21 protein-coding genes are annotated in these 21,024 nt (G+C 69.1%); 10 read left to right on the top strand and 11 right to left on the bottom strand.

Annotated elements, in window-relative coordinates:
- Positions 1–59: 59 nt before the first annotated feature.
- A complete protein-coding gene (locus tag DM480_RS03965) occupies positions 60–590 on the top strand; it encodes an adenine phosphoribosyltransferase (RefSeq protein WP_115377680.1) in 531 nt (176 codons plus the stop codon).
- A 132-nt stretch (positions 591–722) separates the two neighbouring features.
- Positions 723–1,310, top strand: a complete 588-nt coding sequence (locus DM480_RS03960) for a hypothetical protein (RefSeq protein ID WP_115377679.1) — start codon at positions 723–725, stop codon at positions 1,308–1,310.
- A 9-nt stretch (positions 1,311–1,319) separates the two neighbouring features.
- Here DM480_RS03960 and DM480_RS03955 read toward each other — a convergent pair whose 3' ends face one another.
- The 6 genes from DM480_RS03955 to ychF form a co-directional block, all read right to left on the bottom strand.
- Positions 1,320–1,772, bottom strand: a complete 453-nt coding sequence (locus tag DM480_RS03955) for a MaoC family dehydratase (protein ID WP_115377678.1) — start codon at positions 1,770–1,772, stop codon at positions 1,320–1,322.
- An 11-nt stretch (positions 1,773–1,783) separates the two neighbouring features.
- On the bottom strand, positions 1,784–3,109 hold the full coding sequence (locus DM480_RS03950; RefSeq protein WP_115377676.1) for an alkaline phosphatase family protein: 1,326 nt from the start codon (positions 3,107–3,109) through the stop codon (positions 1,784–1,786).
- Positions 3,110–3,273: 164 nt separating this feature from the next.
- The gene (locus tag DM480_RS03945) at positions 3,274–4,554 is read right to left on the bottom strand and encodes a hypothetical protein (RefSeq protein WP_232834110.1); all 1,281 of its coding nucleotides are present in this window, start codon (positions 4,552–4,554) and stop codon (positions 3,274–3,276) included.
- 325 nt (positions 4,555–4,879) lie between these two features.
- Positions 4,880–5,191 carry a hypothetical protein gene (locus DM480_RS03940; RefSeq protein WP_125471465.1) on the bottom strand — a complete coding sequence of 104 codons (312 nt, stop codon included), beginning with the start codon at positions 5,189–5,191 and terminating at the stop codon, positions 4,880–4,882.
- Between the two features lie 26 nt (positions 5,192–5,217).
- Positions 5,218–5,352 (bottom strand): hypothetical protein, encoded by a 135-nt coding sequence (locus DM480_RS18690; protein WP_269801932.1) that lies wholly within the window; start codon positions 5,350–5,352, stop codon positions 5,218–5,220.
- A 40-nt stretch (positions 5,353–5,392) separates the two neighbouring features.
- Positions 5,393–6,493, bottom strand: a complete 1,101-nt coding sequence (gene ychF / locus DM480_RS03935; protein WP_115377670.1) for a redox-regulated ATPase YchF — start codon at positions 6,491–6,493, stop codon at positions 5,393–5,395.
- Positions 6,494–6,728: 235 nt separating this feature from the next.
- On the opposite strand from ychF, the gene DM480_RS03930 reads away from it, so the two are divergent.
- Positions 6,729–7,409 carry a hypothetical protein gene (locus tag DM480_RS03930; RefSeq protein WP_115377668.1) on the top strand — a complete coding sequence of 227 codons (681 nt, stop codon included), beginning with the start codon at positions 6,729–6,731 and terminating at the stop codon, positions 7,407–7,409.
- A 75-nt stretch (positions 7,410–7,484) separates the two neighbouring features.
- Complete coding sequence (locus DM480_RS03925) at positions 7,485–8,117, top strand: trimeric intracellular cation channel family protein (RefSeq protein WP_115377666.1); 633 nt, start codon at positions 7,485–7,487, stop codon at positions 8,115–8,117.
- Here DM480_RS03925 and DM480_RS03920 read toward each other — a convergent pair.
- The 4 genes from DM480_RS03920 to DM480_RS03905 form a co-directional block, all read right to left on the bottom strand.
- Entirely contained in the window at positions 8,114–8,404 is a 291-nt protein-coding gene (locus DM480_RS03920; RefSeq protein WP_125471463.1) for a hypothetical protein, read from the bottom strand. The two genes, DM480_RS03925 and DM480_RS03920, sit on opposite strands and share 4 nt — an antisense overlap.
- A gap of 211 nt (positions 8,405–8,615) precedes the next feature.
- Positions 8,616–9,188 carry a GNAT family N-acetyltransferase gene (locus DM480_RS03915; RefSeq protein ID WP_115377663.1) on the bottom strand — a complete coding sequence of 191 codons (573 nt, stop codon included), beginning with the start codon at positions 9,186–9,188 and terminating at the stop codon, positions 8,616–8,618.
- Positions 9,185–11,080 (bottom strand): signal peptide peptidase SppA, encoded by a 1,896-nt coding sequence (gene sppA, locus DM480_RS03910; RefSeq protein WP_115377661.1) that lies wholly within the window; start codon positions 11,078–11,080, stop codon positions 9,185–9,187. Before sppA ends, DM480_RS03915 begins: the two co-directional genes overlap by 4 nt.
- 230 nt (positions 11,081–11,310) lie before the next feature.
- Positions 11,311–11,583 carry a hypothetical protein gene (locus DM480_RS03905; RefSeq protein ID WP_115377659.1) on the bottom strand — a complete coding sequence of 91 codons (273 nt, stop codon included), beginning with the start codon at positions 11,581–11,583 and terminating at the stop codon, positions 11,311–11,313.
- Positions 11,584–11,792: 209 nt separating this feature from the next.
- On the opposite strand from DM480_RS03905, the gene groES reads away from it, so the two are divergent.
- The 4 genes from groES to DM480_RS03885 all read left to right on the top strand — a co-directional run bounded on the left by groES (position 11,793) and on the right by DM480_RS03885 (position 16,397).
- Positions 11,793–12,080 (top strand): co-chaperone GroES, encoded by a 288-nt coding sequence (gene groES / locus DM480_RS03900; RefSeq protein ID WP_115377657.1) that lies wholly within the window; start codon positions 11,793–11,795, stop codon positions 12,078–12,080.
- Between the two features lie 82 nt (positions 12,081–12,162).
- Positions 12,163–13,800, top strand: coding sequence for a chaperonin GroEL (gene groL, locus DM480_RS03895; protein ID WP_115377655.1), 1,638 nt, complete (start codon positions 12,163–12,165; stop codon positions 13,798–13,800).
- Between the two features lie 468 nt (positions 13,801–14,268).
- Positions 14,269–14,730: a DUF3429 domain-containing protein gene (locus DM480_RS03890; protein WP_115377653.1), complete on the top strand. Its 462-nt coding sequence runs from the start codon at positions 14,269–14,271 to the stop codon at positions 14,728–14,730.
- Positions 14,731–14,777: 47 nt separating this feature from the next.
- A complete protein-coding gene (locus DM480_RS03885; protein WP_115377652.1) occupies positions 14,778–16,397 on the top strand; it encodes a DUF6311 domain-containing protein in 1,620 nt (539 codons plus the stop codon).
- Here DM480_RS03885 and DM480_RS03880 read toward each other — a convergent pair.
- On the bottom strand, positions 16,345–17,403 hold the full coding sequence (locus tag DM480_RS03880; RefSeq protein WP_115377651.1) for a mannose-1-phosphate guanylyltransferase/mannose-6-phosphate isomerase: 1,059 nt from the start codon (positions 17,401–17,403) through the stop codon (positions 16,345–16,347). The genes DM480_RS03885 and DM480_RS03880 overlap by 53 nt on opposite strands.
- 199 nt (positions 17,404–17,602) lie before the next feature.
- Between DM480_RS03880 and DM480_RS03875 the strand changes: the two genes are divergently transcribed.
- Together DM480_RS03875 and prsK are read left to right on the top strand one after the other, a co-directional pair.
- Positions 17,603–18,991, top strand: a complete 1,389-nt coding sequence (locus tag DM480_RS03875) for a TIGR03013 family XrtA/PEP-CTERM system glycosyltransferase (protein ID WP_115377650.1) — start codon at positions 17,603–17,605, stop codon at positions 18,989–18,991.
- 4 nt (positions 18,992–18,995) lie between these two features.
- Positions 18,996–21,020: an XrtA/PEP-CTERM system histidine kinase PrsK gene (gene prsK / locus DM480_RS03870; protein WP_115377649.1), complete on the top strand. Its 2,025-nt coding sequence runs from the start codon at positions 18,996–18,998 to the stop codon at positions 21,018–21,020.
- The last annotated feature ends 4 nt before the right edge of the window (positions 21,021–21,024 follow it).

Raw genomic sequence — 21,024 nt, 5'->3', positions numbered from 1 at the left:
ACGGGCGGGCGCGCCATCCACCATTGACCTTGCCCCGGCCCCACGCGACACCCGCGGTCATGAACGACGACCTCAAGGCGCTGATCCGCACCATCCCGGACTTTCCCAAGCCCGGTATCCAGTTTCGCGACATCACGACGTTGCTGCTCGATCCGCACGGGCTCGCGGAGACGGTCGCGCGCATGGCCGCCGTGACGATCGGGCCGGTCGATCTGGTCGCAGGGATCGAGGCGCGCGGCTTCCTGTTCGCCGCCGCGCTTGCGGTGCCGCTGGGTGCGGGCGTGCTGCTGATCCGCAAGGACGGCAAGCTGCCCGGCGCGACGATCGCGGAGGATTACGCGCTCGAATACGGGCACGACCGTATCGCGATGCACGAGGATGCGCTCGTCCCGGGCCAGCGCGTGCTGCTCGTCGACGACCTGATCGCCACCGGCGGTACCGCGCGCGCCGCGATCCGGCTGCTGCGCAAGGCGGGGGCCGTTGTCGAGCAGGCGCAATTCGTAATCGATCTGCCCGATCTCGGTGGGGCCGACGCATTGGCGGCGGACGGCATCCGCGTCGACGCGCTGTTCGCCTTTCCCGGCCACTGACCGCGCCGGGAAAACGAGCGTTACCGGTCAGTAAAGGTTCATCCGGAACCTGCGACGATCCGCCCTCGTTTTACGATGATCGGCGCGTTCCTGCCAGTTGCTCGCGCCCCTTTCGTTTCGGGAGAGAGCGTGATGATGCTGAAGCGCCTTGGCCTCACCGGCCTGATCCTCGCCGCAGGGCTCGGTACCGCCGCCTGCACCGATGGCTATGGGTATAGCGGCGTGGCCGTAGGATACGGCACGGGATATGGCTACGGCTACACCGACCCCTATGGCTATGGCGGATACGGCGATCCCGGCTATTTCGGCTGGTACGGCGATTATTATTATCCGGGCACGGGCGTCTACGTCTACGACCAGTGGCGCCGGCCCTATCGCTGGAACGACGGGCAGCGCCGTTACTGGCTCGACCGGCGCAATGGCTGGCGCGGCGACCGCAACTTCCGAAATAATTGGGGCGGGTTCGATCGCAATCCGGGCAACGGCTGGAACGGCCAGCGCCCCGGCTGGAACGGCCAGCGCCCGGATTGGAATGGACAACGTCCCGGTGGCTGGAACGGCAACCGCCCCGGCTTCTCTGGCAACGCCGGGCAGACGCCGCCGGCGGTGACTCAGGGCAATCCGGCGCCGGGCGGACGCACTTGGGGCGGTGGCGGCCGCGGCTGGGGCGGCGGCCGTTCGGGTGGCGGCGGCCACGGCGGATGGCACGGCCGCCGCTGAGCGGCCGGGTCAGCCGGCGGTGGGCCGCGTCGCGAGCAGATAGTTGGAGATGAACGTCATCACGACGACGTCGTCCTGATTGAACACCGCCATCCGGCTGCGCACGATGCCCATCTCCGGCCGGCTGGCGGATCGCCGCGTTTCCAGAACCTCTGTCTCGCAGCGCAGCCGGTCGCCCGGATAGACGGGCTTCAGCCAGCGCAGTTCGTCGATACCCGGCGACCCGAGGCTGGCAGCGCGGTCTTCGTTCATATGCGCGACGAGCATCGCCATCGTCATCGCGCAGCTGTGCCAGCCGCTCGCGGCGAGCCGGCCGAAATGCGTCTTCGCCGCTGCCTCATCGGAAAGGTGGAAGGGTTGCGGGTCGTATTTCTCGGCGAAGGCGATCACCTCTTCGCGCGTCACCGCATAATCGCCGAACCGGGCGGTGTCGCCGACCGCGACGTCCTCGAAATAGCGCATGTTCCGTCCTCCTATCGCCGTAACACCGTTCGGAACGGCGCGGCGTCGCCATCGAGGCCGGCGCCGGCGGGCAGCCCGATCAGGTCGCGCAGCAACGGCGCGACATCGGTGTTGTCGAAGCTCGCCAGCGTCTTGCCCGACGCGAAGGCCGGGCCGTTGGCGATGAACAGCGCCGCCATGTCGGGTGCACGATTGTCGTAGCCGTGCGCGCCGCCGTCGACGGCCTTGGTCGGCGCGCTCTTCAGGATCAGCCAGCCGGTTTCCGCCAGACACAGATAGGGCGGAATGCGCGGGTTGGTGCCGTATCGGAAACGCGCCGGAATCGCGCTCTTGCGCCAGCATTGCAGATGATCGTGCGGTTTGAGCAGCACCGCCTCCAGCGCGGCCTCATGCCCCGGTACGGGAAAGAGCGTCGCGAACGGCCCGGTGTCGAACAGACGATAGTCGGCGGGGTTCGCGACGCGGTCCATCGCGATCGTGCGCACGCTATCCGTCGCCGCCATGCCGTGGTCGGCGACGATCACCAGATTGGCGCGCAGACCCAGCGTCGCGAGCCCGGCGACGAGCCGCCCGATCTGCGTATCGATCGTCGCCACCGCCTGCGTCGTCTCGGGTGCCGCCGGGCCATAACGATGGCCCGCGGTGTCGACCGTGTCGAAATAGAGCGTGACGAAGCGCGGCCGCGTCGCGGCGGGCCGGCGCAGCCAGTCGATTACCGCGTCGACGCGCTGTGCCGGCGTCACCGCCTGATTGAACTGCTGCCAATCCTCCGGCCGGGTCGCGCCGTCCACCTCGCCATGCCCATGCGGCGAGGGGGTGCCGCCCCAGCCGACGTTGGCGCCCGGCCAGAACATCGTCGCGGTGCGGATGCCCGCCCGTTCGGCGGTCACCCAGATCGGCTCCGCCTCGTCCCACCAGAAGGGATCGTCGCTCGCCATGGTGAAGGTTTCGCCGGGCCTGCGCGGATCCTCCATCTTGTTGCTGACGATCCCGTTACGGTCGGGCACCTTGCCCGTCACCAAGGTCCAGTGATTGGGAAAGGTGATCGAGGGGAAGGACGGTCGCATCGCCGCCCGTACGCCGCCGCTGGCGAGCGCGCCCAGATTGGGCGTAACGCCGCGGTCGAGGTAATCGGGGCGGAAGCCGTCGATCGAGACGAGGATCGTGACCGGCGCATCGGCGCGCACCGGCACGGCGCTGCGCGGTGTCGCCGTGGGCAGCGCGACGGTCGACCCGGCGGGGGCGGGTTGCGTCGCGGGCGACAGCGCCGGCGGCGTCGCCGGCAGACCGCATCCGGCCAGCAGGAGGAGCGGGGCGGCAAGGGCGAGCGGCTTCATGGCGCGGACGTTTCCCGAAAGGACGAGCGGACTGCGCGATCCCTAGCCGTACGCCGCGACGGGCGGAAGGGCAGATGCGCTGCCTTCTCCCGGCCCCGTCCCGCCCTGCCCGGCAACCCGCCGCTACGGCAGGCCGCTACGCCGCCGGGAGAAGGCAACCGCGCTTACAGCCCCACCGCAAACTTCGCGAACACCGTGCCGCTCACCGGCTTGCCGTAAACGTTGGCGATCGCGCGCGGCCGGCCGTACGCCGCGACGGTGCCGCCCAGCGCGACGCCCAGCGGCCCGGTGATCGGCAGGCGATAGGCGTAGCCGGCCTCCACCTTGGTGATGCGATAGGCGATGTCGTGGCGCGGGTCGGCATCGTCGGGAAACAGTTCGTCGTTCGCGACATTTTCGATGCGGCCGAACACGGCATGATGCCGGTCGATCTCCAACGTCGCCTCGCCCAGCCATGCGGTGAGCGCGGCGCCCGGCAGCCTTTTCTTGCGCGACCAGGCGCCGGTGAGCGCCAGCCCGCCTCGCGCATAAGCGACGCTGGCGGTGGTGCGCGCCTCGTCCTCGTCGGCATGCTGCACCTCCGGACTGTGCAGCCGGCCGTGGCTGACCTGCACGGCCCAGAAGGGTGAGGGCGTCCACGTTCCGCGCACGCTCCACGAATCGAGCCTTGGCGTTTCGATGTCCCAGCGATGCTCGTCGGGTTCGCGCCCGCGAAAGGCCGACGCCTCGATCTGCAGGCGCGGCCCCGCATAACCCGCAGTGACGACGCCGTACGTGATATGCGTCGAATCGAACCAATGATGGGTGATCGGCGCCATCGGCAGATAGCGTGCGGAGGCGCGGTGCATGAACGCGCTCGGCCCCAGCGCCGGCTCGCCGACGGGGGCGGCATAGACGAAGGCGGTGGCATCGCCGCCGATCCGCGCGTCGAGCCGTGCGGAAAGCTCCATGAACGCATCGTGCGGATGCTGGCGGTCGACGAGAGGGCGGCCGTTGGCGAGTTCGCCGGTCGCAAACAGGTTCGCATAGCCACGCGGCCCCATCAGCGGCTCGAGGCTCCCCATGCCGCGCAGCTGCAGGTGGAGCGCGTCGCCCAGATCGCGATCCGCCATCAGCATCGCCATCGATCCGATGAAGGCATCGTCGCCGCCGCGCGGGCCGCCCTGCCGCGTCGCGACGCCCCAGGCGTAACCGTGCACCATCAGCATCCAGTTGCCGGCATGGATCATCGCGCCGCGCATCGGCCCCTCGCCGGCGGGCAGACGGCTGGTGCCGCTACCCATCTGGTACCAGCCGCCCCCCGCGCCCATCGTCATCGTCGCGGGCGGCGCACCGCGTGGTGCCTTGGCGAGCGCATCGGCGGCGGCATCGCGATCGGCGGCGGGCGCGGTGAAGGGGCTCATCGCCATGCCGGGCATGCCGTGGTCCATAGGCATATCGGCCATGCCGCCATGATCCATGCCGCGTGTGCCAGCCTCCCTTTTCGCAGGTGGGAGGGGGCGGGGGTGGGCCTGACCGGTATGACCGTGCGGTGCATTCATTCCAGGCCCTCCCCTAACCCCTCCCGCAGGCGGGAGGGGGACTTGGTCGCTCTTCGGGGTGGCCGGCGGCGCAGGCATCGCCATGCCCGGCATAGGCGGATGGTCCTGCGCCGCGACGGGCGCGCTCGTGCCCGCGGCGAGCGCCGCGAGCAAATATTGGGCTGTCATTTCTGTCTCTCTTCGCGATGATCGGGATCGAGGGCGTGGGGGCGTCGCGACCCCGCACGGCTCATCCGCGTCGCGGAGGGGGCAGGGCGGGCGGCGATCCCCGCCCGATATCCAGCGTCGTCACGCGCGCGACACGTACCGGCGGCGCGACGCGGATCGCCGCGACGACGGGCGCGCGCAGCCAGTCGCTCGGCGGGATGCAACCGATGCAGCCGTGGACCGCCTCCGCGTCGCCGTGCGGGGCGGGGTGACCGGGCATCGTCGCATGATGCGCCGACGGCGCGGGTTGCGCCGCGTCATGACAGGCCGCGGGCGCGACGGCGGGCAGCGCGAGGGCCGCCGCGAGCAGCGCGAGCAACAGCCGGATCGTCATGCCGGTCCGCAAGGCACGCCGGCCGATCAGCGCCAAAACACTCGATAAACGTCGGCGATCGCATCGCCGCCTAGAACCCGCACGCCACGGTCCCGGATCCGCGACTGCGGCATGTCGCGGTTCAGTGCCGGGACGGCGCGCAGGAGGAGCAACGGGGCCATGGGCCGATCCTACCGTCGCGCCGCGGCGCTGTCACCCGGATCACACGTTGAAGCGGAACAGCATCACGTCGCCGTCGTGGACGACGTATTCCTTGCCTTCCTGGCGCAGCTTGCCGGCATCGCGTGCACCGCTCTCGCCGCCGAACTTGACGTAATCGTCATAGGCGATCGTTTCGGCGCGGATGAAGCCGCGTTCGAAATCGGTGTGGATCTCGCCCGCCGCGTTCGGCGCCTTGGCGCCGGCGTGGACGGTCCAGGCGCGCGCCTCCTTCGGCCCGACGGTGAAGAAGGTGAGGAGGTGGAGGAGCTTGTAGCCGGCGCGGATGACGCGGGCGAGGCCGGTTTCGGTCAGGCCCAGTTCGCTGAGGAACTCGCCGCGGTCCTCCGGTGCCATCGTTGCGATCTCGGCCTCGATCGCGGCGGAGACGACGACCGCCTCCGCGCCCTCGGCCGCGGCCTTTTCGAACACGCGCGCCGAATGCGCATTGCCGGTCGCGGCGTTCGCTTCCTCGACGTTGCAGACGTAGAGGACGGGCTTGGCGGTAATCAGCTGCGCCTGCGCGAAGACGCGCGCCTCCTCGGCATCCTTGGGCTGGGTCAGGCGCGCCGGCTTGCCCTCGCGCAGCAGGTCGAGCGCCTGGCCGAGCACCGCGGCGCCGATTTTGGCTTCCTTGTCGCCCTGCTGCCCCTTCTTGACGAGCGCGGGGACGCGCTTTTCCAGGCTCTCGAGGTCGGATAGCATCAGCTCGGTCTCGACCGTCTCGGCATCGGCGATCGGATCGACCTTGCCCTCGACGTGGGTCACGTCGCCGTCCTCGAAACAGCGCAGCACATGGACGATCGCGTCGACCTCGCGGATGTTGCCGAGGAATTGGTTGCCCAGGCCCTCGCCCTTCGACGCGCCGCGGACGAGGCCGGCGATGTCGACGAAGGCGAGCTGCGTCTCGATGATCTTCGCCGAGCCGGCGATCTTCGCCAGCTCGTACAGGCGCGGATCGGGCACCGCGACGTTGCCGACATTCGGCTCGATCGTGCAGAACGGATAGTTCGCCGCCTGCGCCGCAGCGGTCTCGGTCAGCGCGTTGAAGAGGGTGGACTTGCCGACGTTGGGCAGGCCCACGATGCCGCAGCGGAAACCCATGAAGATATGCTCTGTTCGATAAGGGACGGGAAAGGCTGCGCCCTTACCGGTCCTGGTTCTGGTTGACCAGACATTACGCTGTTCCATCGTCTTGTCGGCGATTTGCAACGGTTCGTCGCATGACAGCGATGCCACAATTGCGCTTTGATCGGTCGCGCGACGTCTGGAGTATACAGCGAGCGCACGGCGACGGGAAAACGCCGCGCGGCACGATATCGCTGTGGCGGGAGAACACATGCGTCGGTTGGGGTGGATCGCGGCGGTGGCAGGTCTGGGGGTCGCAGGAGCGACGGTCGCGCAACCCGCACCCGCGCGCGCCGCCGATACCGCGGCGCCTTCGTCCGTCGCCGTCGCGGGCGCGGCCATCCCCATCCTGCCCTTCCTGCCGCCGTCCGCCGCGCCATCGCCGCGCGGCCCACTGCACCTGTCGCTCGCGCCGATCGCGGTCGGTGGATCGGTGGAACGCTCGGCGCGGCTGACCAACAAGCTCAGCCTGCGCGTGACCGTGCAATCCGGGCCTGTGGAATCGCGCGACATGTTCCACGCTCGCCTCGCCGGGCAGATGGTCGATTTCTACCCCGCGGGTGACCACGGGTTCCACCTGTCCGCGGGCACCAAGATGTTCAACCCGCGGGCGATGGGGCCGTCGGAAACCGCGATGCGCGGCATCCTGCCCAGCCAGCGCCGCCTCAACATCCCCGGCATGAAGACCAGCATGCGTCGCGCGCCGGCGCTGACGATGGGCTATACCGACCGGATCGATGCCGACACCAGCATCGGGTTCGAAGTCGGGGCGATGAAGGGGCGCGCGTACAACGACGTCGCCAACGCCGCCCGCCAGACCCGCGCGGACCGCAACGCGATCGACAGCCCGATCAACCCGATGGCCAATCTGGTGATCGGCCACCGCTTCTGACCGCGGCCCCGGCGCAGGGCCGAAACCCGTGACGGCGGTACAATTCGCCGCGCGCATGGGCTAGGCGGGGCGGCGATGCTGACGCCCACGGCCTTGCTGCTTCCCGCCTTCGCACCCTGGTTCGACGTCGCCGGGCTCGCCGTATTTGCCGCCTCGGGCGCACTCGCGGCGGCAAAGCGCGCGCAGACCGCGGTGACGCTCGCCTTCTTCGCGCTCATCACCGGCGTCGGCGGCGGGACGGTGCGCGACCTGCTGATCGGCGCGCCGGTATTCTGGGTGCACGATGCGCGCGCCGCGAGCGTCTGCCTGACGGTCGCGGCGGTGATCTGGCTGACGCCGGAACGCTGGTGGCGCGACAGCGCGCTCGCCTGGTTCGACGCGGTCGGGCTCGCGGCCTATGCGGTCTATGGCGCGGCAAAGGCGATCGGTTACGGCATCCCGCCGATCCCCGCCGCGGTGATGGGCGTCGTCACCGCCTGCGTCGGCGGCATCATTCGCGACGTGCTGGCGGGCGAGCCGTCGATCCTGATGCGCCCCGAACTGTACGTCACTGCCGCCGCGCTGGCGTCGGCAAGCTATGTCGCGCTCGATCTCGCCGGCATGCCCAGCGCGCCCGCCGCCACGATCGCCGCGCTCGCCGGCTTCGGCCTGCGCGCGGCGGCGATTCACTGGCACCTCGGCCTGCCGGCCTATCGCGGCCGGCGCTAGGCGCGCGCGGCGACGACGCGCACGCCGACGATCTGCGCGATGCGATTGCGCAAGCGATCCGGCGAGGCCGCGCTGTCGGCGACGACGACGCTAAACCGGAACGATGCGGCGGCGCGGCGGACGGCGATCTGGGTCGGCACGCCGCCGGTGACGAGGACCGCGTCGAGCACACGCATCAGCCCGGACGGGCAGGACGTGGTGACGCCGACCAATGTCGTCGTGGCGCGGTGCAGGCCGGGCGCAGGGGCAGGGTGATGCGCGGCGCGCATCGGCAGGCAAACGGTCATGATCCAAACTTTCGGCGCGAGGAGCGAACCCTCGCGTGCCGGGCCCGACGATCCGGGCGACGATGACGCGCGAGGGGCTGCTAGGGCAGGCGGCGACGCGCGGACACGGCGACACCGCCGGCGCCAAGTCGCCGCCCGGTAATTCGCAGGGTCATCATGCCGGTCATCGCGCACCTTGTGCCGCGCGAGCGCGCCGCGCGCAAGGCGTCGTTTACCCCCTAACGACGCCGACGTCGGCGAAGGTGCGCGGCTCGGCGGGGGGCACGCCGGGTTCGGAGAGTTCGCGCTGCCAATAGCCGACGTCGATCCACTGACCATGCTTGTAGCCGACCTCGCGGAACACGCCCGCGCGGCGGAAGCCGACCGCCTCGTGCAGCGCGATCGACCGGTCGTTGGGCAGGGCGATGCGGCCGATCGCCTGCGTGAACCCCTGCGCGCGCAATGTCGCGATCAGGCCGGCATAGAGCAGACGTCCGATCCCCTGCCGCTGCGCGACGTCGGCGACATATATCGTCGTCTCCACCGCCCAGCGATAGGCGCGGCGCCCGGAAAATTCGCCGGCATAGGCATAGCCCATCACCCCCGCCTCAGCGTCCTCGCCAGGATCCGCCATCGTCGCGACGATCCACGGATAGAGGCCGTGCCCCGCCGCCATGCGACCGCGCATCGCGCGCGCGTCGGGCGCTTCCTCCTCGAACGACACCGTGCCGGCGAGGACGTGCGGCGCGTAGACCGCCGCGATCGCAGCTGCGTCCTCGCCCGTCGCCGCGCGTAGCGCGATCACCAGCCGCCGAGCCCCAGTTTCGCCAGCACCATGTCGACCAGTCGCGCGTCGGCGGGCGTCGCCGCCGCCGGGGCGAGGCCGCCGCATTCGAGGCAGCGCGCCTGCACTGACCCCGACGTGGCCAGCCGCCGCGCATCGCCCAGCGCGCGCGCGAAGGTCGCGCGCCGCTCCGCCGCGATCCGCGCGAACACGTCGCCGCCCGCGGCGTCGGCATCATCGTCATTGTCGCGCTTCAGCGACGCGGCGAGCGTCGCGGCGAAACCCGGCGCCTTTTCCAGATATTCGGCATGGACCTTCGTCGGATCCAGCTTGGCGCGCTTCGCCGCCTCGGCGACCGCGTCGTTCAGCGTGCCGAACCGGTCGACCAGGTTGATCTGGCGCGCGGTGCCGCCTTCCCACACGCGCCCCTGCGCGATCTGGTCGACGCGTGCGGGCGTCATGTGCCGCGACTGCGCGACGCGCATCAGGAAGTTGCGATAGCCGTTCTCGATCCCCGCCTGCAGGATCGTGTCGAGCATCGGGGTGAAGCCGCCGGTGACGTCGGGCTGGCCCGACAGCGGCGTCGTCTTCACGCCGTCGCTGGTCACGCCGATCTTGGCGAGGCTCGCCTCGAAACTCGGGATGATGCCGAAGATGCCGATCGATCCGGTGATCGTCGCGGGTTCGGCGAAGATGACGTCGCCCGGCGTCGACACCCAATAGCCGCCCGACGCGGCGAGGCCGCCCATCGACACGACGACGGGCAGCCCCTTCTTCTTCGCTGCGAGGATGGCGAGGCGGATGCGTTCGGACGCCAGCACCGATCCGCCGGGCGAATCGACGCGCACGACCAGCGCCTTCAGGTCCTTCTTGGCGAGGCCGTTCAGGATCGCCTTGGCGATCGTGTCGCCGTGCGCGCTGCCCGGGCCGCCCTCGCCATCGACGATGTCGCCGGCGATCGTCACGATGCCGATCGCATCGCCGGTACGCGGCAGCGGATGCGCATCGACCCAATTGTCGAAGGGGATGGCGGTGTAGCTGCCCAGCGGCCGCTTGGCGTCGACGCCAGCGATCTGCGCGACGCGCTGGCCGAAGGCGACGCGGTCGCCCAGCTTGTCGACGATCCCGGCGGCGAGATTCGCCTTCGCGATGTCGCCGCCGGTCGCGGTGATCAGCTGGTCGGGCTGCGCCAGGAAGGCGCGGATGTTCGCCTTGGGCCGCGCCTTGGCGATCGCCTCCTGCCACTGGCCGAACAAGGCGCCGTACAGCGCCTGACTCGCCGCCTTGGCGTCGGGACTCTGGTCGGCGCGGGTATAGGGTTCGACGAAGCTCTTGAACTTGCCGACGCGATAGACGTGGACGTTGACGCCCAGCTTGTCGATCAAGCCCTTGTAATAGAGCGCATTGCCGCCCGGCCCGGTGAAGATCGTGCCGCCGAGCGGATTGACCCACACCTCGCTGGCGTTGGCGGCGAGGCGATAGCCGGCGTCGGTATAGGCGGTCGCATAAGCGAGCACCGGCTTGCCGCCGTCGCGGAAGCGGCGGATCGCGTCGGCGACCTCGTTGAGCGTCGCGGGATAGCCGCCGCCGAACTTGTCGAGATCGAGCACCAGCGCCTTGACGCGGTCGTCGGTGCGCGCGGCATCGATGCTGCGCACGACGTCGCGCAGGCGATATTGATGCGGCACGCTCTCCCCGCCGCCCGACAGCATCGCGAACGCGCTCGGCGTTTCGGGTTGCTCGACGATCGGGCCGTCGAGGTCGAGCACCAAGGCGCCCGCGCGGATCGGCTTCGACCCCGGCCGGGCGTTGAGCGCGGCGAACAACAGGCCGAAGAACAGCAGCATCGCGACGAGGACGAGCCCGTCCTTGATCGCCACCAGCAGCTTCCAGGCACCCCGAACCAGCTTCACGTCATGCTCCTCGCTCTCGTGATCCGCAGAGCTAGAGCAGCGCAACGCAAGAGGCAATCGTCCGTATTATCGAGACAATACAGAAGCCGTGCTGTCCTCCCTTGCAAAGTGAGGGGGACCGCGCCGAAGGCGTGGTGGAGGGGGCTCTCCCCACAAGGCAGCGCTATTGGAGGTCCCCTCCACCAGCTTCGCTGGTCCGCCTCTCAGCAGGCGGGGAGGATATTGAAGGGTCACCCGCGCGACGGCTTCTCCGCGGCATAGGACATCGCCGCCGCCGTGCCCGTCGCCGGCTTGATCTGCCACCAGCCGGGCCGGTCGATCGCGACGAGGAAGGCGAGCGCCAGCAGCCCGAAGGCGAGCACGAGCGCCGACGTCCAGTTGGGCTGGCGATCGGACGGCGTGCTGCGACGGTCGCGCGTCTCGTTGTCGTTGCGGTTCATCGGTTCACCCTTGTCGTTGCGGTTACGGATCGTGCAGGGGGTGAAATAGGCGAAGCGTCGCAACGCTCCATGATTTTGGCGTTACGTTTTCTTGCTGCGCTGCGGCGTGCGACGGACCGAGGCGATCGCTGCGACGGGTCGACCCGCAGACGAAAAATTGGGCCGCCGACTCTCTTGACCTCTCCCATGGGCGGGCACATATCCGCCTCCGTTGGCACTCGCCTCATGGGAGTGCCAGAAAAGTGTCACACAACCTAAAGAGGGTATCCGCAATGAACTTCCGTCCGTTGCACGACCGCGTCCTCGTTCGCCGCGTCGAGGCCGAGGAGAAGACCGCAGGCGGGATCATCATTCCCGACACCGCCAAGGAAAAGCCGCAGGAAGGCGAAGTGGTCGCCGCCGGCGCCGGTGCCAAGAACGAGAAGGGCGAAGTGTCGCCGCTCGACGTCAAGGCCGGCGACCGCATCCTGTTCGGCAAGTGGTCGGGCACCGAGGTCAAGGTCGACGGTGAGGATCTCCTCATCATGAAGGAATCCGACATCCTCGGGATCGTCGGCTGATCCAGCCTTCGCCAACCACCCGGCGCATGCATGCAAAGGGTGCGACTTTTGAGACTTTCCACATTCTAGAAAGGGCAGTCACATGGCAGCCAAGGAAGTAAAGTTTTCGCGCGACGCCCGTGAGCGCATCCTGCGCGGCGTCGACATCCTCGCCGACGCGGTGAAGGTCACGCTGGGGCCGAAGGGCCGCAACGTCGTGATCGACAAGAGCTTCGGCGCGCCCCGCATCACCAAGGACGGTGTGTCGGTCGCCAAGGAAATCGAGCTGAAGGACAAGTTCGAGAACATGGGCGCGCAGATGGTGCGCGAAGTGGCCTCGAAAACCAACGACATCGCCGGTGACGGCACCACCACCGCGACCGTTCTCGCCCAGGCGATCGTGCGCGAAGGCATGAAGTCGGTCGCCGCCGGCATGAACCCGATGGACCTGAAGCGCGGCATCGATCTTGCCGTCACCAAGGTCGTCGAGGACGTCAAGGCGCGTTCCAAGCCCGTCTCGGGTTCGTCGGAAGTCGCGCAGGTCGGCATCATCTCCGCCAACGGTGACCGTGAAGTCGGCGAGAAGATCGCGGAAGCGATGGAGAAGGTCGGCAAGGAAGGCGTCATCACCGTCGAGGAGGCCAAGGGCCTCGAATTCGAGCTCGACGTCGTCGAGGGCATGCAGTTCGACCGCGGCTATCTGTCGCCCTACTTCATCACCAATCCGGAGAAGATGACGGTCGAACTGAACGACCCGTACATCCTGATCCACGAGAAGAAGCTGTCGAACCTGCAGGCGATGCTCCCGATCCTGGAAGCCGTCGTCCAGTCGGGTCGCCCGCTGCTCATCATCGCCGAGGACATCGAGGGCGAGGCGCTCGCCACGCTCGTGGTCAACAAGCTGCGCGGCGGCCTGAAGGTCGCAGCGGTCAAGGCGCCTGGCTTCGGCGACCGCCGCAAGGCGATGCTGGAAGACATCGCGATCCTCACCGCCGGTGAGCTGATCAGCGAAGACCTCGGCATCAAGCTCGAAAACGTCACCGTCGGCATGCTCGGCACCGCCAAGCGCGTCACGATCGACAAGGACAACACGACCATCGTCGATGGCGCCGGCAACGCCGACGCGATCAAGGGCCGTACCGAGGCGATCCGTGCGCAGATCGAGAACACCACCAGCGACTACGACCGCGAGAAGCTGCAGGAGCGTCTCGCCAAGCTCGCCGGCGGCGTTGCGGTCATCAAGGTCGGTGGTGCGACCGAGGTCGAGGTGAAGGAGCGCAAGGACCGCGTCGACGACGCGCTGCATGCGACCCGCGCTGCGGTCGAGGAAGGCATTGTTCCGGGCGGTGGCACCGCGCTGCTGTACGGCACGAAGGCGCTCGACGGCCTGAAGGGCGAGAACGACGACCAAACCCGCGGCGTCGATATCGTCCGCAAGTCGCTGACCTCGCTCGTCCGCCAGATCGCGCAGAATGCCGGCCACGATGGCGCCGTCGTGTCGGGTAAGCTGCTCGACCAGTCGGACACGTCGTTCGGCTTCAACGCGGCGACCGACCAGTATGAGAATCTGGTTTCGGCCGGCGTGATCGACCCGACCAAGGTCGTGCGCACCGCGCTGCAGAATGCGGCGTCGGTCGCCGGCCTGCTCATCACCACGGAAGCCACCGTGGCCGAGCTGCCGGACGACAAGCCCGCGATGCCGGCGATGCCCGGCGGCGGCATGGGCGGCATGGACTTCTGATTTCGGACCGGGGCAGCGAGAGCTGCCCCGGACACGAAATCAGATCGGCCGGCGTGCTGGCGGCGACGCCGCCAGACACGTCCGACGTCCAGGCAGTGGCTTTGCCACTGCCCGCCGAGCCAGAGAAAAGGGGCCGACGGAGCGATCCGCCGGCCCTTTTTTCGTAATCCCTTTTTCGTGATCTGAGCCCGGGCGCGTGATCCGGCCATGATGTCGCGGCGTAGGTTCGATCATCGCCCGAAACGGGATGACCGCAAATCCGACCAAGCGCGTCATTGCGCGCGCAGCGAAGCATTCCAGGGCGTCCTGGTCCGGCTCTGGAATGCTTCGCTGTGCTCGCAATGACGAATCGAATCGCCGTTATCCTGCTCCAGCTTCGCGGACGTGGCGACCGGGCGGGCGGCATGCCCCGTTTTGCCGCGAAGGGCAGCGGCAACCCGCTCCTCATCCCCGACGTTACCGCACGCGATGAGCCACGACGCCACCCGCCAAGCTCCACCCGCCGACAGCCTCGTGCTCGGCTATGGACCAATGCTGCCGACGCTTGCCGCCGCGATCGGCGTGTGGGTGCTGCCGCCGCCATGGCCGCTCTGGTCGCTACAGCTGGGGATATTGTGGGCGGCGATGATCCTGATCTTCATCGCCGGGGTGCGGCGGGGGTTCGGTTTCGGCTTTCCCGCGGCATCGAAGGCGGCATCGATCGCCAGCAGCCTGGGCTATTTCGTCCTCGCCGGCCTGTCGCTCGTCATCGCGCCGCCGGTGCTCGCGCTGATCCCGCTGCTGGTGGGCTATGCGCTCGTCGCGCTGCTCGACCGGCGGGCGGCGCTGCATGGCGATGCGCCCGCCTATTTCGCGGCGCTGCGCCCGCGCCAGATGCTGATCGCGTTGCTCGGCCTTGCCGGGCTCTGGACGTGGGTACTGACGCGCTGATCAGGCGTTAACCATTCCGGAAGCGGAAGGCGGCTAGCGTCCTGGGCGTGCGCCGTGCCCTTGCCATCCTGCCGTTCGCGCTGATCCCGGCGGCGCTGTTCACGCTGTTCTTCCATCTCGCGATCCTTGATCCGCGGCACATCGGCTGGCTGATCCGCGGCAGCGACAATGGCGAGAATGCGCTCGGCCTGCACGCCTATCTGCACGATGCCGCGGCGGGATGGAGCCTGCGCACGACATTGCTCAACGCGCCGGAGGGCGTGCCGCTGCTGTTCACCGACAGCAACCCGCTGATCGGCCTGCTGACGCATCCGCTTGCGAGGCTGCTGCCCGCGGATGCGCAGTTCGTCGGATGGTGGTTCCTGCTCTGCCTCGCGCTGCAGGCCTGGTTCGCGCACGCGCTGTTGCGCCGCCATGCGCCGGGCGGGCTGGCGTTATGGGCGGGGACGGCGCTGCTCTGCCTGCTGCCGACTTTGTTCAACCGGATCGTCCACGCCAATCTGTTCGCGCACTGGCTGATCCTGGCGGCGCTGTGGCTGCATCTCGAACCGCGGCGCGGGCACGCGCGCTGGTGGCTGCCGCTGCTGGCGGTGACCGCGCTGGTGCACAGCTATCTGCTCGTCATGGTCGGCGCGTTGTGGGCATGTGCGACGCTGGCGCGCGGTGTTGCGGCGCAAGGCAGGGCACGGGGGCGGATCGCGGCGGGCGTCGTCGCCGCACTGGCGATGGTCGCGGGGCTCGCCTGGTGGATGGGTGCGGGTGGGCATTACGCGCTGGCGGGCAATTACGGTGCCTTCGCGATGCCGCTGGATGCATTGGTCAATCCCGGCAACGCGTCCTTCTCGATGCTGCTCCCCGCCGTCGCCCAGCGCGAGGGGCGTGGGTTCGAGGGGTTCCAGTATCTCGGCGCCGGGCTGCTCGCGATGCTCGCCGTCGCCGTGGTGGTCGCTGTCCGGGACCCGCGTGGCGCGGCCGAGCGCGATCTGCACCGGCGGCTGCTACGGCTCGCGCCGGCCTTCGCCGCGCTGACCCTGCTCGCGATCAGCAATTATCCCGATGTTGCCGGTCACCGCCTGCCGCGGTTCGCGCTGCCGCCGATCGTCGCGCCGTTGCTCGACATGGTCCGGGCGTCCGGGCGGCTGTTCTGGCCCGTCGCCTATGCGCTGGTGCTGGCCGGCATCATTGCGACCTGCCGGTTGGGGCGACGCGCCGGGCCGGTGCTCGTCGCCTCGCTTGTGCTCCAGCTCGCGGACTTGTCGGGCATGGTCACCGCGCTGCGAACGCTGAGCGACGGCGGGACCGAAAGCTTCATCCGCACCCGCGACCCGCGATGGGGGGTGGCAATCGACGGCGCGCGCGACATCGCGGTGCTGCCCGCCGACCCGACGCGCGACCTTCAGCTGTTCCAGGAGGTCGCCTGGCGCGCAGTCTCCGCGGGCAAGCCGGTGCGTGCCGTCTATGCGGCCCGTACCTCGATCGCGACGCAGGTGCGCGCGGCGCGCGATCTGGCCGCGTTCCGCGCCGGACGTCTGCCGTGTGGCCGGTTCTACGTCCTGCTCGCCGCGGAGTCTGCGCCGCCGGGCGTCGGGGTGACGACGCTCGACGGCGTGCGGGTCATCCTGCCGCGGGCGTGTCCCGCTGCTTCATCGCCTCGATCAACTTCTTGACCTCCTGGCTGCGGCCGCGCGGCAGGACGAGGACGTCGTTGCCGCTCGCGACGACGATCAAATCCTCGACGCCGACTGCCGCGATGCGCAGGCCGTCGGAGCGCAGCAGGCAGTTCTTCGTGTCGATCGCCAGCACCTCGCCGCGATGGACGTTGCCGTTCGCGTCCGCCTCGCTGATCGCGTGCAGCGCGTCCCAGCTGCCGACATCGCTCCACCCCATCGCGACGGGGACGACCGCGACGCGCTTCGCCTTTTCCATCACCGCATAGTCGATCGAATCGGACGGCGAGGCGGCGAAGGCGTCCGCATCGGGCCACACGCACATCCGCTCGCGCTTCGCTTTGTCCATCGCATCCCTGGCGGCGTCGAGCATCGCGGGAGCATGCTGGCTGAGTTCGCCCAGGAAGATGTCGGCGCGGAACAGGAAGATGCCGCCGTTCCACGCATGGTCGCCGCTCGCCAGCATCGCCTCGGCACGGTCGCGCGGCGGCTTCTCGACGAAGCGCGCGACGCGGTGCACGCCGTGGCCGACCTCGTCGCCGACCTGGATCCAGCCATAGCCCGTCTCGGGCGCATCGGGCGTGATGCCGAACGTCACCAGCCACCCTTCCGCGACCAGCGGCATCGCCGCCTCGATCGCGGCGTGAAAGGCGGCGACGTCGTGAATGACATGGTCTGACGGCATCACCAGCAGCGCATCCTCGCCCTCAGCCGCCAGCGCACCGAGCGCAATGGCGGGCGCGGTGTTGCGCGCGGCGGGCTCCAGGATCACCGCCTGCGGCTTGACGCCGGCGGCTTCGAGCTGCGCTTCGATGTCGCGGGCGTGCGCGGCATTGGCGACGACGATCGGCGCGGCGAATCCCTCGCCATGCGCCCGTTTCGCGGTCAGCTGCAGCATCGTCTCTTCCGCCGTCAGGGCGAGCAGCTGCTTGGGCATTTCCGGGCGCGACATCGGCCACAGGCGAGTGCCCGATCCTCCGGAGAGGATCACGGGTACGATAGTCATAAAGGTTATGGTCTCCCTGGGAGGCGCATCTCTAGCGAAACAGATGCGAAACCGAAACAACCATCGATGCGATCCTGTTCCCGGCACCGGTGCCGCGGCGCGATGTTCAGCAAATCTTTGTCTTTCGCTGTCAATCGGGTTGCGTGTCGGAAAATCTTACATCAAGGCCCGCGGGGCTGCCGATGAAGGGGATCGGTCGATGATCCGACTGTTCAAACATTATATTCCCCAAGCCGTGCTGCTGCTCGGCTTGGTCGACGCGGTGCTGCTGTTCGTCGCGGCGGAGGCGGGGTGGGTCATCCGCGCGCACCAGATCGCGATGGCGCCCGGATCGATCGCGACGCGCATTCCACAATTGCTCAGCTTCGTCGCGGCGCTGCAGATCGCGCTCGTCTCGGTCGGCGCCTATGGCGTCGCCTCCTTCCTGTCGCTGCGCTTCGCCGCGGCGCGGCTGGCGGTGGCGATCGCGCTCGGCGTGCTGTTCCTGTCGCTGATCTTCTTCCTCGTCCCCGCGCTCACCTTGTGGCGGTCGAACCTGTTCTACGCGATGATCATCGCGATCGTCCTGCTGCTCGCGGTTCGCGCCCTGCTCGGGCGGACACTGGGCAGCGACACGTTCAAGCGGCGGATCATCGTCCTTGGGGCGGGCCAGCGTGCGGCGCGGATCGGCGCGCTCGCCGCGCGCCCCGGCTCCAATGTCGTCGTCGCGGGCTATGTCGCGATGGGCGAGCCGGGCGTGGCGGTCGACGATGCGATCCCGCGCGGCGACATCCCCAACCTTGCCGCGCACGTCATCGACCGCAATGCGACCGAGGTCGTGCTGGCGCTCGAGGAACGGCGCAACGCGCTCCCGCTCAAGGATCTGCTGCGCGTGCGCACCACGGGCGTCGCGGTCAGCGAGATTTCGACCTTCCTCGAGCGCGAGACGGGGCGCATCGATCTCAATTCGGTCAATCCATCGTGGCTGATCTTTTCCGACGGCTTCTCGTCGGGACGGATGGTGTCGGGCGTCGTCAAGCGCGCGTTCGACGTCGCCGCCAGCCTGTTGCTGCTCGTGCTGACACTGCCGGTGATCGTCGCCGCCGCGGTCGCGATCAAGCTCGAATCGCGCGGCCCCGCCTTTTACCGCCAGCGGCGCGTCGGGCTGTACAACCAGCCGTTCGAGATCCTGAAGTTGCGCTCGATGCGCCAGGATGCCGAAGTCGCCGGCCAAGCGGTATGGGCGGAAAAGGACGATCCGCGCATCACGCGCATCGGCCGCTTCATCCGCAAGGTGCGCATCGACGAATTGCCGCAGACCTGGACGGTGCTGAAAGGCGAGATGAGCTTCGTCGGCCCGCGTCCCGAACGCCCGCAGTTCGTCGCGCAGCTCGAGGAACAGCTGCCCTTTTATGCCGAACGGCATATGGTGAAACCGGGGATCACCGGCTGGGCGCAGATCAATTACCCCTATGGCGCGTCGATCGAGGATGCGCGGCACAAGCTCGAATACGACCTGTATTATGCCAAGAACTACTCGCCCTTCCTCGACCTGCTGATCCTGCTCCAGACGTTGCGCGTCGTGTTGTGGCCGACGGGCGCGCGCTGAGGCGATGACGTTCGCGCTGATCCTGTGGGGCCATGCGATCGCGGCGCTCGCCTTCGGGCTGCTCGCGGTGGCGGTGGCGCGTGGGCCGGCCGCGCTCGCCGTGCGGATCGGGCTCGCCGTCGCGCTCGGCCTGACCGCCTGCTGGGCGCTCGCGGTCGCGGGGATCGCGGCGCACGCGCCAGTGACGACACTCGCCGAAAGCCTGCGCAATGTCGCCTGGCTCGCTCTGCTGTGGCAATTGGTGCGCCGCGCGCGCGCCGGCAACGTCGCGCTCACCGCGCTCTACCTGGTTGCGGCCGGAGTCAATGTCGGCGTCGTCGTCCTCGCCCTGCTCACCACCTTGCCGCTCGATGCCGATGTCGCGGCGGCGGTGCAGGGCGTGTGGCTCGCCGCGCGCACGCTGGGTGCCCTGCTCGGCCTGATGCTCGTCCACCAATATGCGACGAAGGTCGCGGCGCGGACGCGCGCGACGCCGATGCTGCTCGTCGTCGGGCTCGTGGGCATGTGGACGTTGGACCTGTCGCTCGGCGTCGTTGCCACCGGCGCGGAAAGCTGGCTGGACGGCATGGTCGCGCTTCGCGGTTTCGCGATGGTCGCGGTGGCGGCGCTGATGCTGCCCGTCGCGCTCGCCAGCGAACGGACGCTGGCGGTGTCGCACGGCGGCGCGCTGCGGCTGTTGTCGGGTTTCGCGGTCGTTCTCTACGTCGCTCTCACCGCAGCGCTCATCCACGTCGCGGATGGCTTTGCGGGGCGACACGCCCGGATCGTGGAAACCGCGATCATCTGCGGCGCCACCGCCGCGCTCGGTACGATCCTGTCGGCGCCCTGGCTGCGCGGCTGGGCGAAGGTGAAGCTCGCCAAGCACTTTTTCCGCCACCGTTACGATTATCGCGTCGCGTGGCAGCGCTTCGCCGCGCGGCTCGGCGATCCGGGCGGCGAGCCGCTCGGCCGGCGCGTGGTGCGCGCGCTCGCCGATCTCACCGATTCGCCCGGCGGCCTGCTGCTCGTCGTGACGGGAGAAGCGCTGGCGCAGGAGATGGCGTGGAACTGGACCGTCGCGGGCGACGCAGACGCTGCGCTTGCGGACTATCTGTGCGCGAGTGAACGCATCGTCGCGCTCGATCAGATTCGCAGCGGCGATGCGCCCGCCGAGGAACGCGGCGTCGTTCCCGACTGGATGCGGGCCTGCGCCGACGCCTGGGCGCTCGTGCCGCTGCTCCACGGGCGCGAACTGGTCGGTGCGGTCCTGCTCGCCCGCCCGCCCGTCGACCGAGCGCTAGACTGGGAGGATCTCGACCTGTTGCGCATCGCCGGACGGCAGGCGGCCGGCTATCTGGCGGAAGAACGCGCGCACGCTGCGCTGGCCGAGGCGGCACGGTTCGACGAGTTCAATCGGCGCTTCGCGTTCATCCTGCATGACATCAAAAATCTGGTCAGCGGCGTCAGTCTGGTCGCGCGCAACGCCGAACGGCATGCCGACAATCCCGCCTTCCGCGCCGACATGATCGCGACGCTTCAGGATTCTGCCGCCCGCATGAACGCGCTTCTGTCCCGCCTGTCGCAGCATCACCTGACGCCGCCCGAACCCGCCCAGCCGGTCGATGCCGGCGCGCTGGCGGCGCGCATCGTCCAGCGCCGCCGCGCGCAGCATCCGGTCGAGGCGCGCGGGCGCGGCGTCGCGCGCGCGCATCCGGCCCGGCTCGAGCAACTGCTCGACCATCTCGTCCAAAATGCGGTCGAGGCGAGCGCCGCGGACGCGCCCGTGACGATCACGGTCGCCGAAGACCAGGGCCGCGTGACGATCGCCGTCGCCGACCGGGGATGCGGGATGAGCCCTGCCTTCGTGCGCGACGGCCTGTTCCGCCCCTTCGCCTCGTCCAAGCCGGGTGGGTTCGGCATCGGCGCGTATGAGGCGCGCCAGCTCGCCGCGGCGATGGACGGCACGATCGCGGTCACCAGCCGCGAGGGCGAGGGCAGTTGTTTCACCGTCACCTTGCCCGCGGCGGGCGCATGGGAGGCGGCGGCATGAGCGC

The organism is Sphingomonas sp. FARSPH, from assembly GCF_003355005.1.
GTDB lineage: Bacteria > Pseudomonadota > Alphaproteobacteria > Sphingomonadales > Sphingomonadaceae > Sphingomonas.
Note: the sequence above shows the minus strand (reverse complement) of the source record. Positions and strands in the feature narration are given on the sequence as shown.

Coding starts and splice junctions, on each gene's coding strand:
- prsK (WP_115377649.1), top strand. CDS start 18,996: ATGACGTTCGCGCTGATCCTGTGGGGCCATGCGATCGCGGCGCTCGCC.
- DM480_RS03940 (WP_125471465.1), bottom strand. CDS start 5,191: ATGACGATCCGGCTGTTGCTCGCGCTGCTCGCGGCGGCCCTCGCGCTG.
- DM480_RS03955 (WP_115377678.1), bottom strand. CDS start 1,772: ATGCGCTATTTCGAGGACGTCGCGGTCGGCGACACCGCCCGGTTCGGC.
- DM480_RS03965 (WP_115377680.1), top strand. CDS start 60: ATGAACGACGACCTCAAGGCGCTGATCCGCACCATCCCGGACTTTCCC.
- ychF (WP_115377670.1), bottom strand. CDS start 6,493: ATGGGTTTCCGCTGCGGCATCGTGGGCCTGCCCAACGTCGGCAAGTCC.
- DM480_RS03930 (WP_115377668.1), top strand. CDS start 6,729: ATGCGTCGGTTGGGGTGGATCGCGGCGGTGGCAGGTCTGGGGGTCGCA.
- DM480_RS03960 (WP_115377679.1), top strand. CDS start 723: ATGATGCTGAAGCGCCTTGGCCTCACCGGCCTGATCCTCGCCGCAGGG.
- DM480_RS03925 (WP_115377666.1), top strand. CDS start 7,485: ATGCTGACGCCCACGGCCTTGCTGCTTCCCGCCTTCGCACCCTGGTTC.
- DM480_RS03950 (WP_115377676.1), bottom strand. CDS start 3,109: ATGAAGCCGCTCGCCCTTGCCGCCCCGCTCCTCCTGCTGGCCGGATGC.
- groL (WP_115377655.1), top strand. CDS start 12,163: ATGGCAGCCAAGGAAGTAAAGTTTTCGCGCGACGCCCGTGAGCGCATC.
- DM480_RS03890 (WP_115377653.1), top strand. CDS start 14,269: ATGAGCCACGACGCCACCCGCCAAGCTCCACCCGCCGACAGCCTCGTG.
- DM480_RS03945 (WP_232834110.1), bottom strand. CDS start 4,554: ATGGCCGATATGCCTATGGACCACGGCATGCCCGGCATGGCGATGAGC.
- DM480_RS03920 (WP_125471463.1), bottom strand. CDS start 8,404: ATGACCGTTTGCCTGCCGATGCGCGCCGCGCATCACCCTGCCCCTGCG.
- groES (WP_115377657.1), top strand. CDS start 11,793: ATGAACTTCCGTCCGTTGCACGACCGCGTCCTCGTTCGCCGCGTCGAG.
- DM480_RS03875 (WP_115377650.1), top strand. CDS start 17,603: ATGATCCGACTGTTCAAACATTATATTCCCCAAGCCGTGCTGCTGCTC.
- DM480_RS18690 (WP_269801932.1), bottom strand. CDS start 5,352: ATGGCCCCGTTGCTCCTCCTGCGCGCCGTCCCGGCACTGAACCGCGAC.
- DM480_RS03880 (WP_115377651.1), bottom strand. CDS start 17,403: ATGACTATCGTACCCGTGATCCTCTCCGGAGGATCGGGCACTCGCCTG.